The organism is Sheuella amnicola (genome assembly GCF_010499255.1).
Taxonomy (GTDB): Bacteria; Pseudomonadota; Gammaproteobacteria; order Burkholderiales; family Burkholderiaceae_B; genus Zwartia; species Zwartia amnicola.
Genome location: NZ_JAAGRN010000005.1, coordinates 282770 through 297297, shown reverse-complemented (window position 1 = coordinate 297297; position 14528 = coordinate 282770). Strand labels below are relative to the sequence as shown.

The window sequence follows — 14528 nt, the reverse complement described above, 5'->3', positions numbered from 1 at the left end:
ATAAATTAAGGCCAATGATTTGAAAGCATATAAAAAAATTGATTTTATTTTTAAAAAATTTTTTAAAGGAAAAGATAATAGTATTTTGGAACAAAATTCAAATGGAAAAACAACCATAGAGATATTAAAGTCAGGATTAACTCCACCTCAAATTTGTTATGCGCAAGATGGTGAGGATTTGGTTTTGGCAAGATTGTTAGAAAATAATGAAAAAGGGTTTTATATAGATATAGGCGCTCATCACCCAACAAGGTTTTCAAATACGTATTTATTTTATTTAAGAGGTTGGAGTGGTATTAACGTTGATGCTCAACCTGAATCGATGGATGTCTTTAAGAAACATAGGCCTCGAGACATAAATATAGAGTGCGGAATTGGACTATCGAAAGGAGAAGAAAATTATTATCAATTTAATGAACCTGCTTTAAATACATTTGATCAGGAAGAAGCAAAAATAAAAAGTGTTTCTCCATACAAGATTATTAATGTGGTTAAGGTTGAGGTCAGGCGACTTGAAGAGATATTAGATATTCATTTGAGTCCAAGTCAAAGTATCGATTTCATGTCAATAGATGTTGAAGGTAAAGATCTTGAAGTTTTACAGTCTAATAATTGGTTAAAATATAGACCAAAGTATATTTTGGCAGAAACACTTCGAACGAATATTGACAAAATAAGTGAGTGTCCTTTGTCAATGTATTTAAGTAGTGTTGGGTATGATCCGATTTGCAAAGTGTATAACACAATATTTTTTGAAAGCCGAGATTGAATATTTCTAATATTAATAATGAAGTAGTCGATCTTTAGATTAAATGGGAATGGAATTAATGTTTGCTCCAATAGCTTTATTTGCATTCCGTCGTCCTGATCATACTAAATTAGTAATAGATGCTTTACTCTTAAACAAAGAGGCAAGTGAATCGGAATTATATATATATTGTGATGGCCCGCGCGGAAACCAGGATTTAGAATTGGTTTCACAGGTAAGAGATTACGTAAGAACTGTAAGAGGTTTTAAATCAATACATATAATTGAACGTAATATTAATTATGGATTGGCAAAGTCAATAATAAATGGGGTTACAGAAATTCTTGAAAAGTATGAAAATATTATTGTTTTAGAAGATGATATTTTAACTTCACCATACTTTTTACGTTTCATGAATACTGGATTAGTGAAATATAAATATGAAAATCAAGTAGCTAGTATCCATGGATATGTATATCCGGTAGAACAAAAATTACCAAATACTTTCTTTTTAAGGGGGGCCGATTGTTGGGGATGGGCCACTTGGCGTAGAGCGTGGCAAAAATTTAATCCCGATGGTATGGAGCTTTTGAGAAAGTTAAAAAATAGTGATTTGATCGAAGATTTCGATTTTCATGGCGCTTATCCTTATTCAGAAATGCTTTCCAGTCAGGTGAAAGGTCAAAATCAATCTTGGGCAATTCGTTGGCATGCGTCTATGTATCTTGAGAATATGTTGACTTTATATCCTGGAAAAACATTAGTCAATAATATAGGACATGATAATTCTGGCACTCACTCGGGCATGACTGATAAATACGAATCTATTACGAGTCGTGATCCTATAGAAATTCAAGATATCAAAATTGAGGTATCGAAAAGAGCATATACTGCATTTGAAAATTTCATGAGAAATAAAGGCTTTATTCAAACGAACTCTCAAATCAAGAATAAAATAAAATCAATAATTAGATTAATTACACCCCCAATTTTTTTTACTTTGTACAATAATTTTTTTCTAATAAAAAAAAGCACTAAAGATACTAAAAACTCTGAACCTCAGGAGCAAATTGTCTTTAATGGTGAATATTTTAAATGGGAAGATGCGCTTCAGAATTGTATTGGATACAATAGTTCAGATATTTTAGAAAAGGTCATTTCATCAACTAAATTAGTTGCGAGTGGGGCTGCCGTATATGAAAGAGACTCAGTGCTGTTTGATCATATCGAATATTCATGGCCCTTGCTTGCTGGACTATTACTTGCCTCTTCGCGTTCAAATGGAAATCTAAATGTTATTGACTATGGTGGATCTTTAGGTAGTAGTTATTATCAAAATAGAAAATTTCTTAATTTACTGCCTACTATTAAATGGAACGTGATTGAGCAACCAAATTATGTCGTTGCTGGAAATAAATATTTTAAAAATAAAACCATAAATTTTTATGATAATTTATCTAATTGTTTATTGGAAAATATTCCAAATGTAATTTTGTTGTCTTCCGTATTGCAATATTTACCTGACCCATACCAAATATTAAAAGATCTAATTAAAATAAATGCTGATGTTATTGTTTTAGATAGAACTTGTTATTATAAAAATTCAATAATTGATTTATTAAGAATCCAAACTGTTCCTGACAGTATATATTCTGCTACGTATCCGTGCTGGTTTTTAATTGAAAATAAAGTAATCCAATTATTAGTTAATAATAACTATACTTTAATTGAAGATTTCCTAGCAATAGATAATTTAGACGATAGAGCAGTATGGAAAGGTCATATTTTTTGTAAAACGAATAAGGGTTAAAGTAATGTTTTACTTAAATAAAAAAATTTTAATTACTGGAGGATTAGGTTTTATTGGTTCAAATCTTGCTCGATCCTTAGTAAATCAGGGCGCCAAAGTTACCCTGATCGATAGTCTGATTCCGCAGTATGGCGGTAATAACTTCAATATTGATGATATTAAAAATGAAGTCGTCATCAACATCAGTGATGTTCGCGATACTTATGCGATGGAATATCTGATTAAAGATCAGGAATATGTATTTAATTTAGCAGGACAGACTAGCCATCTAGATTCAATGACAGATCCTAAAACGGATCTGGATATTAATGCTGCTGCGCAGTTGAGTCTGTTGGAAGTCTGTCGCGCCAAGAATCCCCAGACAAAGATTATATTTGCCAGCACGCGACAGTTGTACGGCAAACCTGATTATCTTCCCGTGGATGAAAAACATCCCATCCGACCGGTTGATGTCAATGGAATTAATAAGCTGGCCGGTGAGTGGTATCACTTGCTCTACAACAATGTCTACGGTTTGAGAACGTGTGCCTTGAGGCTAACGAATACCTACGGTAACGGAATGCGCGTCAAGGACGCGCGGCAGACATTTTTGGGTATTTGGATTCGACGCATGATCGAGGGGGATCCAATTGAGATATTTGGCGATGGATTACAAAAAAGAGACTTTAATCACGTCGATGATTGCGTAGAGGCTTTATTGCTTGCTGGCCAAAGTGAAACAGCAAATGGAAAAGTCTATAACCTTGGCAGTCAGGAAGTCATAGATTTAAAGAGTTTGGCGCAACTGATGATAGGAATATCTCCTGGCGCACAATACAAGATGATTCCATTTCCTCCTGAGCGTAAAGCGATTGATATTGGGGATTATTACAGTGATTTTTCGTTGATTCGTCATGAACTTGGGTGGCAACCCAAAACGAGTCTGAAAAATGGTCTTGAAAAGACACTTCAATATTACAAAGAACACCACAGACACTACTGGGATATACAGTCATGATTTTAATGAATGACTTCAAGGCCGAACCGGTAGAGGTTCGTGATGCAATGCTTGAGGCGGCTAAGCGAGTATTCGACTCAGGTTGGTATGTTCTTGGGCCCGAAGTTGCAGCGTTTGAAGCTGCATGGGCAAAGCTGTGTGGTGTGGATTTTGGTGTCGGTGTAGGCAATGGGGTCGATGCGATTGAAATCGGTCTGCGCTGTTTAGATATCGGTCCGGGAGATGAAGTTATCACGACACCAATGACGGCTTTTGCAACTGTACTTGCGGTGATTAGAGCCGGTGCAACGCCTGTGCTTGCGGATATCGACCCGGAAACAGGTCTCTTATCATTGGAAAGCGTCAACCGTTGTCTGTCTGAAAAAACAAAAGCAGTTGTTCTTGTCCATTTGTATGGACAAATACGTGACATGCAAAATTGGGTCAACTTTTGTCATAAAAATAAAATTGCATTAGTTGAAGATTGTGCACAATCACACCTTGCAAGTATGAATGGTCGTGTGGCAGGACATTTTGGGGTTTTAGGCGCGTATAGTTTCTACCCGACTAAAAATCTTGGTGCGCCAGGTGATGCGGGGATGCTTGTTACAAATACAGAGACAATTGCAACGCGAGCACAATGTCTTAGAAATTATGGACAAAGTGTTCGCTATCAGCATCCGGAACTGGGCATGAATAGCCGGCTGGATGAGTTGCAGGCCGCAATATTACATACGCGTTTGAAGTGGCTTGAGGCTAATACCCAACGCCGTCAAGAGATTGCTGCCTTATATCGAGTAGGTCTGAATAACAAAGCAGTTCGTTTGCTTGCAGAGCCTCAGTTCAAAACGGCGCATGTGTATCATTTATTTGTCGTGCTGTGTGAGAAGCGTGATGAATTGCAAGCACATCTGCACAAGAACGGTATCCAGGCATTGATTCATTATCCGATTCCGATACATAACCAAGTGCCGTGTCAACAAGTTGCTCGTGATCCACAAGGGTTGGGTCACAGTGAGTGCCATGCTAATACGTGTTTGTCATTACCCTGCCATCCTCAAATGAGTGACCGTGACGTACAGACAGTCATCGCTGCGGTAAATGACTTTACGACTGAAGAGTGAATTCAGAATGAATATACAGGCCCACGATAAAAAATGGTTTTGTACGCTATTTGATCAAAACTATTTGATTAAAGGCCTGGCAATGTATCAATCACTTGCCGCACATACAAAGAATATGTGTTTGTTTGTGTTGTGCATGGACGAAACAACCTATCAGATACTTGACAAACTTAAGCTTGAAAAAGCAGTGCTGATCAAACGAATTGACTTTGAAAGTCCGGAGCTGCTTGCAGTTAAGTCGGAGCGATCTGTAGCTGAGTATTGCTGGACATGCACCCCAAGTATTATTAGCTACGTCATGAATCAGCACGCAGACATCGAGTATCTGACCTATTTAGATGCAGACCTGCTGTTCTTTAGTGATCCGCAGCCCATATTTGATGAGTTGGGACAAACCTCGGTCAGCATTATTGAGCATCGATTTTCAAAAGGTTTCGAAGAGTCGATCGTCAATGGCAAATACAACGTGCAGTGGGTTGGATTTCGACGAGATCAAGATGGTTTGAAAACTCTAAACTGGTGGCGGGAAAAGTGTTTAGAGTGGTGTTTCAATCGCTCAGAGGATGGGCGCTTTGGCGATCAAAAATATCTGGATAACTGGACAACATACTTTAATGGCGTCCACGTCATACAGCACCTTGGTGCAGGGGTTGGTCCCTGGAACTTTGCTTCTTATCAGATCGCAGAAAATAATGGCCGAGTCACAATTAATGAACACCCATTAATTTTTTACCACTACCACGGGTACAAAATGATAGAAGACGGTGGCTTTACGGCGATGCCCCGTGTTTACATGGATAATGAAATTATTCCTTACAGCATTTACGAACCATATCGCCACGCATTATGGAAAGCAGCGGGTGTTGTTCAATCGGTCGTCCCGAATTTTGTTGAAGGCATTCTAGAATCACCTCGAAAGAAAATCCCTGATACGAACAAATATCTGATTCAAAGCGAAGAAAAAAAGTCTTTGGCAACACGAATAACGAACAAGCTTACTAGAATGATTTCGGCCTGATACTGGCGTAAGCTTGCTTTGAAAAGGGATTTGGATGAAAAGCCAATTCAACAAGACAATTTATCTGTCATTGGCTGTCATGTTTGCATTGTCTGTCTTTGGCGCCGTCTGGCAAGGACAATACAGTATTGATCATGCGCATTGGGGATCAATGATCAGCAATGCCAAAGATATGGCTGAGGGCCTAGCACCATACAAAAATATTTATATTTTGTATGGTTTTTTGACGACATCGATACATGCCTTTGCATATAAATATTTAGGTGCAAATTTACAGTCATTGATTTTAGTGACTTCGGTTTTTTATGCGTGTGGGCTCTTGCTTGTTTATTTCATAGCTGAGCGAGTTGAATCAAATCAGAAAATTGCGCTTGCTATCGTACTGACTTATTTTCTAGTACATCCCTTTGCTATTTATCCGTGGTCAAACTACCTGGCATTCCCTCTGTTGATGCTTGGGCTATTCAATAGTTTGAGTAAAGAACAAAAATCAATCAGATATTTTATTAGCGGCTTTGCCTTTGCACTGGCTGTACTGACAAGAGAAGGCTTATTGCCTCCAGTGCTTTTGTACTTGGTGGCGGTGATCATTATTGATGTTTTGAATGAATCAGAAAGCAAGATTAAAAAAATTAGAGAAGGGCTCGTCAGCCTAGCGGGATTTGTACTACCGATACTCATTTTTATTGCGTATTTATATAGTCACGACATTCTTAACTACTGGAAAACAATGTCGTGGAACTTGCCTCAGTTATATGCAGCAGAGTTTTTTCCTCACATGAAGGGAATGGGATTGATTGTCCCGTTTATCAAGCAAATTGTGAGTGGGGTTTTGAGACTGGATGTGCGGTGGATGTTGATCCTCATGACAGTACTGATCAATGGAGGGGTTGTCGTCTTGGGGGTACTCAGTAGTCAGTACAGGCAAAGTTATTCGAATAATTTTAAAGTTGCGCTGCTGTCTATGTTATTGATATCGAGCGCGTTGCATTTGCCCGAAATTTTTCGCCTTGCGACTGGAGGAATGATTGGACTGGTGAACGTTTACATGGTTGGCCGAAAAATCAAGGCTCAGTTCGCGCTTTTTGCTGTTCTTGCCATCACCCTTTCGATAACGATTGCACCAACTGGGTCAGGTGATAGCTTCAGTACAACTAATTATTTTTGGCCGAATGAAAATAAAATTAAAAATACCAAAACAGTTTTCACCCCCAGCTATTTCAGAAATCAGAAATGGGAAGCAGATGCAATAGGTTTTTATAATGAAATTGAAGCAGATCTGAAAAAGGTACATGCTGTATGCAAGCTGAAATATCACTACAACATGACGCAAGACAGTTTTTTAGTCGTGATTAGTCCGTTTGAACGGTATCAGATTGCTGCGCATTGGACATCCGATGCGATTAGTAATTTGCGTCCGGACTTGAATATTGAGCAAAAGTTAAAAAAAGATCGAGATATTTTGATCCTTCAGGAACTCGCAAATGACGGTTCAGACATTGCAAAAATTCCTGAAGATTTTGTTTTGTTTAAAAAATACAAAACACCTAAAACAACATTTTTATATCGTGATGCTTCCCTGAGTATTTATATTCCGAAATTATGTGAAGAAGCATTAGCGACGAAATGAATTTATTTAAAAAATACAAACCAGCGTTGACACCCAAAATGCCGCTGGATCACCCCTATCGTTCAGATATCGATGGACTACGTGCAATAGCGGTGATGATGGTGATCGGTTTTCATGCCTTTCCGAGTATTTTCAAAGGTGGTTTTGTTGGTGTAGATGTCTTCTTCATCATCTCTGGATATTTAATTTCTTCAAATCTGATTAAGTCATTAAGCTCAAACACATACAGTTTGCAGACGTTTTATCAAAAAAGGATCAGGAGAATATTTCCAGCACTTTTATGTATGTTGATTGCTTGCTATGTGGCAGGCTATTTTTTATTTACGGGTAGTGAATTCAAGCAACTTGGAAAGCATATCGCTGCTGGAGCTGCGTTCTTTTCAAATATCGCGTATATGCAAGAAAGTGGTTACTTCGATGTATCTGGCGAGACCAAACCGTTATTGCATTTGTGGTCTTTAGGCGTAGAAGAACAGTTTTATATATTTTTACCACCACTATTGTGGTTGTTGTGGCGATCAAAATCTAACATGATCAAAATTGTCGGACTGCTGGCAGTTGTCTCGTTTTTTTTGAATGTATTCACAACGGCAGATCCGACAACAAAATTTTATTCGCCGCAAACCCGCGTGTGGGAGTTGTTGTTAGGAACGCTTCTGGCGTTGTGCCAGCATACAGAATCAAGAAACCAATGGATCAATATTCGTTTTTCTCAAATTGTTAGCAATACATTGGAAAAACGTGCCAACCTCTTATCAATGGTAGGTTTGTTAGCGGTTATTTCGGGTCTGATTTTCATCAATCCACAAAAAGATTTTCCGGGCTGGTGGGCCTTGTTGCCAACAGTTGGTGCAGTCATACTGATTGCGATTGGTATTAGGGGCTGGGTGAATCGAGCCTTACTAACACATCCCATACTTGTGTGGGTAGGGTTGATTAGTTACCCTCTTTATTTATGGCACTGGCCGTTATTGTCAATTGCGACAATCATTGAGGGAACCAGACCTTCTGTTTTCCATCGCCTCATTGCTGTTGCCTTTACATTTATATTAGCGATCGCAACTTATTTATTGATAGAAAAGCCCTTGAGATTTGGAAGGTTTCCACGACTCAAGACGTCGTTCCTGACGGTAGCCATGATCCTCGTTGGTGTGCTTGGTTATCAGACCTATCGTGCGGACGGATATCCGGAACGAAATTTTGCCGCAGAATTTAAAAACGTTTCTGAGGCAATAGAAGACTGGGAGGGGGGACGAAATTTAGAAGATTTGAATTATCTTGGTCATCAAGTGATGGCAAATTCAACTTTGCCCCCTGAGATTCTTATGATTGGAGATTCACATATTGAGCAGTTTTTACCGCGTATCAAGAAGCTAAGTGAAGAAGGAAAGTTTCCACCTACCATCGTCATGATTGGGGGAGGCTGTCCTTTAATACCTCAGGTGCGAGAAGACAGTTTGAAGCGTTGTGACGACACCTTCAACTCGATTTTGGATGTATTAAAAAAATCGAAAACCATTAAGAAGGTTGTTCTGGGTGGATGTTGGAATTGTTATTTTTTACACGAAACTAAAAAAATAAACTCAACTGATAAAGGCCTGAATTATTACTTCAATGAGGGACAGGTGCGCCACCCTTTTAGAGGAGGTGCTGGGGCTGATATGGCGATAGCGGAGCTTGAGCAATTTTTGAAATTGCTCTCAAAAGGCCATGAGGTTTATTTGTTGCTGGATAACCCCTTTGGAGAGTCTTATAACCCTCGTAATTTGATAGGAAATCGACTTGACTTTAAAGGGGACCAACACTTAAAAGAAGAGATCCAACTTGATCCTGAGCAGGTCGAATTAAACGAAAGACTTAAAAAAATTGCGCAACAAGCACGTGTCAATGTGATTGATCAGCAGGCAGCACTCTGTCCGCAGGGGCAATGTCTGCGTCTTACGAAAGATAAAAAGCCGATATATAAGGATAGCCATCACTTACGACCATTCTTTGTGAAAGAGCAGGCTAGTTATCTCGAACAACAATTATTGATCAAGTAGTTCTGATCCCCGGGCGCTGAAGATCAATTACTGAATTGTGATTACTTATTTATCTGGTGTTTAGAGTTAAGCAATTGTTCAATTTCTGTTTTAAATAGCAACGTACCTTGAGGCGTGATATGGTATTTGTCGGTGTATAGATTGACGCCGTTCAAAACAGAAGTGCACTGATCGGACTGGCAAACTTTATAGGCGGGATCAAAAAATATAATATTCTGATCATGAATTTGATCAAAAATTCTATTGATCTGCGCATTATCTTGAATAAATTCATTTTTATTAACATAAACAATTCGTTTGCGCGTTCCAAGAAGCTCCACGTTCCTATTCATTGGCATGTAAGGCAAGATCGGCCAGCTTTTAAAAATAATCGTTGGAGCAATGTTGGAGAGTGTCTTCAATGTTTCCGGGATGCGAGTTTCCAAAACTTTTGAGGTTGTCGCAGTGTCGGCACTTTTACTTCTTGAGTCAGTCAAGAATTCGCGTTTGCTATAAGCGCTATAAGAATTCCAAGCTGCAATGACGATAATTTCATCAGGCTCAATCTTCCGAATGAGTTCAATCACTTCACTTTGAGTGTTTCCGTTTTCACAATATTTTCTGCTTTCAGGATAATCAAATCTTGTTTTCCTGGCGTGCAAAATCGGTGGGCATGAAGGGTGCATGATGTTGATAACAGCAAACCCTTGTTCATAGCCAATTTTTTGAAATACTGGTAACCAGGCACCTGTAGACGAGTCGCCCCAAAGAAGAAGGGTTTTACTGGGGTGAGGGGGCGAGTACTTAGTACAAAACTGATTAGCTAAAAATGGACTCGTTTCAGGAAGGCAAGAAGAGGCGGGAAATGAAGCAAAGTCTGCTGTTTGACGTGGATCGCTATGCCGAACAACAATCCCTCGAGAAGAGATTCCATCGTCTTTGAAAATCAGATATCCAGAAGTCCCAAGACAAAATATGATGACCACCAAGGTGATGGTGACAAATTTATTCGCACGCGAAAAGCGAATAGGACGTTCAATGAGTTTGTAAGTTAACCATGCAAGTATGACGGCCAAAATAATTGCTGCTAGACGAATTTCTCTAGAAGGTGTTTCATTTTCAAGAATATGAGCGAAGGACAGTAAAGGCCAATGCCAAAGATAGAGCGGAAAACTGATTAAACCAAACCAAATAACGGGTCTAGATGTTAAAAATATTTTATTCAGATAAGTGTGCTCGCCTGCAAAAATGATCAAGGCGGCACCTAGGCAAGGTAATAAGGACCATGCCCCAGGGAATAAAGATTGCTTATTGGTTAGACCTAAGCCTAAAAAAATAAGTGCAAACCCAGTAAAAGATAAAAAATTGGTCTGTGAATTAGATAAGCTCTGCCAAAGATTCTTTCGATAAAGATTTAACCAGGCGACCACTGCGCCAATCCAAAGCTCCCAGACACGTGTCTGAGGAAGGTAAAAGGTTGATGCCTGATCAGTCTGAATGGTAAAGACATTCAATCCAAAAGAAACAGCCACACAAAAAAGTAACGTCGTTAAAAGTGATCGATTACAACGCCAGGCGATCCACGCTAATAAAGGCCAAAATATATAAAACTGTTCTTCAATACCAAGACTCCATAAATGGAGTAAAGGTTTGGTATCGGACGCTGTATCGAAGTAACCACTCTCGCTCAATAAAACAAAGTTAGAGACAAATCCCGCACCTGCTGCGGTGTGTTTGCCAAGTTGTGCATACTCATCAGCGAGAAGTGTAAACCACCCAAAGGTAAGACAAGCGAAAAGAACAAGTGATAAAGCAGGGAAAATCCGTTTAATCCGACGCACATAAAAATCAAGAATATTGAACTGATTGAGTTCAAGGTTTTGAAAAATAATGCTGGAAATCAAAAAGCCGGAAATGACAAAAAAAATATCAACACCAATAAATCCCCCAGGTATCAGGGAAGGAAAAGCATGAAAACCGACTACTGAAAGCACAGCAACAGCGCGAAGACCATCAATGTCAGAACGATATTTAGGGTGAGTTTGTGGCTGCATTATTTCGTCACTGTCTCAATAACCGTTTGATCAATGAAATTGGCTTGCTGGCGGGCGAAGGTAGGGTGTAAGTGCGTTGAGTCGAGATAAATCGCGGTTCCAGAGCGATCAACACTGGGGCAAAGATCTTCACTGCAAAGTGACTTTTCTGGATCGATCAAAATTGCACCATTCTGATTAGCCATTTCAATCAGGTCAGACCGAATTTGACCATAGCGACTATTCAGCATCTGATAGCTTAATCCCCCTTCACGTGTACTTAATATATTTGGGAAATGAAGGATAGAGCGCTGAATTCGATGCTTGGGATTTAATTCAGAGCCGATTGGAATATTCAGAACAAAATAAACCTCTTTACCAGCATGTTGAAGCGTTTTGATATATCGTCCTAGAGCATCAAGGGCAAGTTTGTAGCCTGTAGATTGCAAGGTTATTGGATAACGCGAAATGCCATTGTCAAAGTAATGTCCATTACCACTAAGATGCTCATACCAGTTACCTGACAAAATGACTTTTTGAATTTCAGGGTGATCTTCGACAAACTTTAAAGACCGTGGCATGAGAGCACTACAGCCACGTGAGGCATCCGTGTAGTTTGTCTCCGGCATTGGGAGGCAACCGACTGCAATTGAAAAAATTGCAGAATTAGTTTCTTTGGGTGCGCGATTAATTAATTCGTCAATTCGAGGCGACAGATGCAGGGCGTTACTGTCTCCAATAAAAAGACTCGTTTGTTTTTTGTCAGAATTTTTTTGATAAAAAGGCCAACCATCTACAAAGACTGATTTGAATCCTGCAGGTATTTCAAGTTTTACGACTTCAATCGAGTTAGGAATATTTTTGAGACGAGCTGGAAAACCGTCTTTAGCATATGTTAGATAACCAAGCGCACCTATGAGTAGCATTAAGACAGCCAGAACGATTGATTTAAGCTTTGCCTGTCGCCCAAAGCGTAAGTGTTGCTCGACAATAATTTTTGTTAGCCAAGCTAGCAAAATAGAAAGTACTAAGGCACCGATACGGATGTGACGGGGAGGATCATCGCCATCGGAAAAAATCCGTGCAAAGGAAAGTAAAGGCCAGTGCCACAAATAAAGTGGAAAGCTGATCAGCCCAAACCAAACTAGCACTCGATTGGATAAGAGGTATTTATTAATCAGTGAATGCTCACCTGCATAAAGAAGTAATAAAGCACCTGCAGTAGGAAAGATGGCCCAATATCCGGGGAAATCACGCTCCTTGGTGATGAGTAAAAAACCAGAGACTAATAAGACAAGTCCTAAAACAGAAAGAAAGGCTTTGGATTTTGAAGCGAAATCATCAAAATGTGAGGGCGGCTGCTTAGATCGGTAGAGCGCCAACGCACCCCCAGCCAACAGTTCCCAAGCGCGGGTCAAGGGCGAGTAAAAATCGGCGATGCGTGAATCCGTATGCAACCAGATATTGAGTGCAAACGATAGAAAGAGCAGGTAGAGGGTTACTTTTAAAAGATTGATTTTTTTGTGCCAACTTAACCAGAGAATAAGTGGCCAAAAAATATAGAACTGCTCTTCAATGCCGAGGCTCCATAGATGGAGCAACGGTTTTGTTTCGGCGGCCACGTCAAAATAACCGCTCTCTTGCCAAAGCACTAAATTGGAAACAAAGGCGGCTCCACTCGCGATGTGTTTACCAAGCAGCGCGAACTCATCGGCGAGCAATGAAAACCATCCAAAAATTAAACAGCACGTCAGAACAAGAATTAAGGCGGGGAAAATCCTTCTGATACGACGACTATAGAAATCCAGAAGACTGAAACGCTCAGTCTGGAGATTTTTATACAGAATAGTGGTGATCAAAAAGCCTGAAATAACGAAGAAAATATCGACACCAATAAAGCCTCCCTTCACCCACTGGGGAAAGGCGTGAAAGCCAAGTACAGACAGTACAGCGATAGCCCGCAAACCATCGATATCGGGACGATAGGCAAAGTGCTCAGTATTTGATGCGCGTTGATCAGGGGGCAATGACATGCTCTCTTTTGTTTTTAATTAAAAAGCCATTGGAATTTTTTGCCTAACCATTTCTTGAGCAATAAGATTGCCAAGTTTTTTTGCACCCACAGGAGTCATGTGAACAAGATCATAAAAATCTTCAGGTGCAAAAGTATTACTTGCCGCATCGATATAAAAACCGCCTTGGGAGGGACAGAGCGAGGCCATCTCTTGATTTAACAAATTGATTGAAGCATCGTAATCTAGTCCGTTATAGACAACACCTTTATATTCAAAGGCAAAAGGGACCCCCTTTTTGACGCCGGTTGACGAGTTCACATAAAGGTGTGGTTGGGAAATGCAGACAGGTAAAGCACCCATTTTTTTGATTGTTTGCAAAACAATACTCAGTCTCTTTGAGAACGCTCGCTTGTTTTCTTCAGCAAGAGTTAAAGCACCTGTTGAATTTTCAGAACGTATATATTCATCCAGAGAGAATGGATGTTTTGTGTGCTCTGCATAAGATGCTTTAGGTTTAGGCGTCAATGCATTGCGGATGAATCTGAGCAGGGCATATAGAGCAGATTTTTCTCTAAGCCAGATCTTTAAGCGCGATTCCTCTTCACCTGCTTTAGTATCAAAACCTGCAAAAGGTTCAAGTCTAAAGCCGGCATCGTTCACCCCAACATATAAAAGAATCAGTTGTGGTTTGAGGGATTGAATTTTTGGAAACCAGATATTGAAGGCTTCGATATGGCCAAACGTACTGTGACCATCCACGCCTGCGTTCGCAATGCAGGTGTGGGGGTGATTCAGGGTTCTTAAATTTTTTTGTAGAGAGTCTTGCCAAGTCAGGCCGTCAGAAATAAAACGCTGATCAGTCGTTGAACCACCAATCGTCAGAATATTGATTTTGTCTATTTCTGTACACGGCCCGCGTAAACCGTAGTGATCCCGAGTGTAGGTTGAGGTTGGTCCCCAGCCGTCATAAATTCGATCGATGCGATAGTCGTGAGTAAAACTTCTAACGATGTTTAGAGACCGCGTGTCGCGCCAATCGTCTTTATTCCACCAGTTGCCAAAAAAGAGCTCTAAAAAAGTAATGCCAATGACTAGGCTGATGGACAGGCCGATAAATAGGAAAATGACTTTTTTAAGAGTACTCATAAGTCCC

10 protein-coding genes are annotated in these 14528 nt (G+C 39.8%); 7 read left to right on the top strand and 3 right to left on the bottom strand.

Annotation, left to right across the window (positions count from 1 at the left end):
• Window positions 1–19: 19 nt before the first annotated feature.
• Genes G3I67_RS09550 through G3I67_RS09520 form a run of 7 tightly spaced genes read left to right on the top strand, consistent with a single transcriptional unit; the run spans window position 20 to window position 9348 of the window.
• Entirely contained in the window at window positions 20–769 is a 750-nt protein-coding gene (locus G3I67_RS09550) for an FkbM family methyltransferase (RefSeq protein ID WP_163654666.1), read from the top strand.
• Between the two features lie 49 nt (window positions 770–818).
• The gene (locus G3I67_RS09545; protein ID WP_163654664.1) at window positions 819–2558 is read left to right on the top strand and encodes a methyltransferase, TIGR04325 family; all 1740 of its coding nucleotides are present in this window, start codon (window positions 819–821) and stop codon (window positions 2556–2558) included.
• A 4-nt stretch (window positions 2559–2562) separates the two neighbouring features.
• Entirely contained in the window at window positions 2563–3555 is a 993-nt protein-coding gene (locus G3I67_RS09540) for an NAD-dependent epimerase/dehydratase family protein (protein WP_163654662.1), read from the top strand.
• Window positions 3552–4658: a DegT/DnrJ/EryC1/StrS family aminotransferase gene (locus G3I67_RS09535; protein WP_163654660.1), complete on the top strand. Its 1107-nt coding sequence runs from the start codon at window positions 3552–3554 to the stop codon at window positions 4656–4658. Before G3I67_RS09540 ends, G3I67_RS09535 begins: the two co-directional genes overlap by 4 nt.
• 7 nt (window positions 4659–4665) lie before the next feature.
• Window positions 4666–5676, top strand: a complete 1011-nt coding sequence (locus G3I67_RS09530) for a hypothetical protein (RefSeq protein WP_163654658.1) — start codon at window positions 4666–4668, stop codon at window positions 5674–5676.
• A 34-nt stretch (window positions 5677–5710) separates the two neighbouring features.
• The gene (locus G3I67_RS09525; protein ID WP_163654656.1) at window positions 5711–7306 is read left to right on the top strand and encodes a glycosyltransferase family protein; all 1596 of its coding nucleotides are present in this window, start codon (window positions 5711–5713) and stop codon (window positions 7304–7306) included.
• A complete protein-coding gene (locus G3I67_RS09520; protein ID WP_163654654.1) occupies window positions 7303–9348 on the top strand; it encodes an acyltransferase family protein in 2046 nt (681 codons plus the stop codon). The genes G3I67_RS09525 and G3I67_RS09520 overlap by 4 nt, the downstream gene beginning before the upstream one ends.
• Window positions 9349–9389: 41 nt before the next feature.
• Here G3I67_RS09520 and G3I67_RS09515 read toward each other — a convergent pair whose 3' ends face one another.
• The 3 genes from G3I67_RS09515 to G3I67_RS09505 are packed head-to-tail and all read right to left on the bottom strand — an operon-like array spanning window position 9390 to window position 14521.
• On the bottom strand, window positions 9390–11381 hold the full coding sequence (locus G3I67_RS09515) for an acyltransferase family protein (protein WP_163654652.1): 1992 nt from the start codon (window positions 11379–11381) through the stop codon (window positions 9390–9392).
• Entirely contained in the window at window positions 11381–13393 is a 2013-nt protein-coding gene (locus G3I67_RS09510) for an acyltransferase family protein (RefSeq protein ID WP_163654650.1), read from the bottom strand. The genes G3I67_RS09515 and G3I67_RS09510 overlap by 1 nt, the downstream gene beginning before the upstream one ends.
• 18 nt (window positions 13394–13411) lie before the next feature.
• Entirely contained in the window at window positions 13412–14521 is a 1110-nt protein-coding gene (locus G3I67_RS09505) for an SGNH/GDSL hydrolase family protein (protein WP_163654648.1), read from the bottom strand.
• Window positions 14522–14528: the final 7 nt, after the last annotated feature.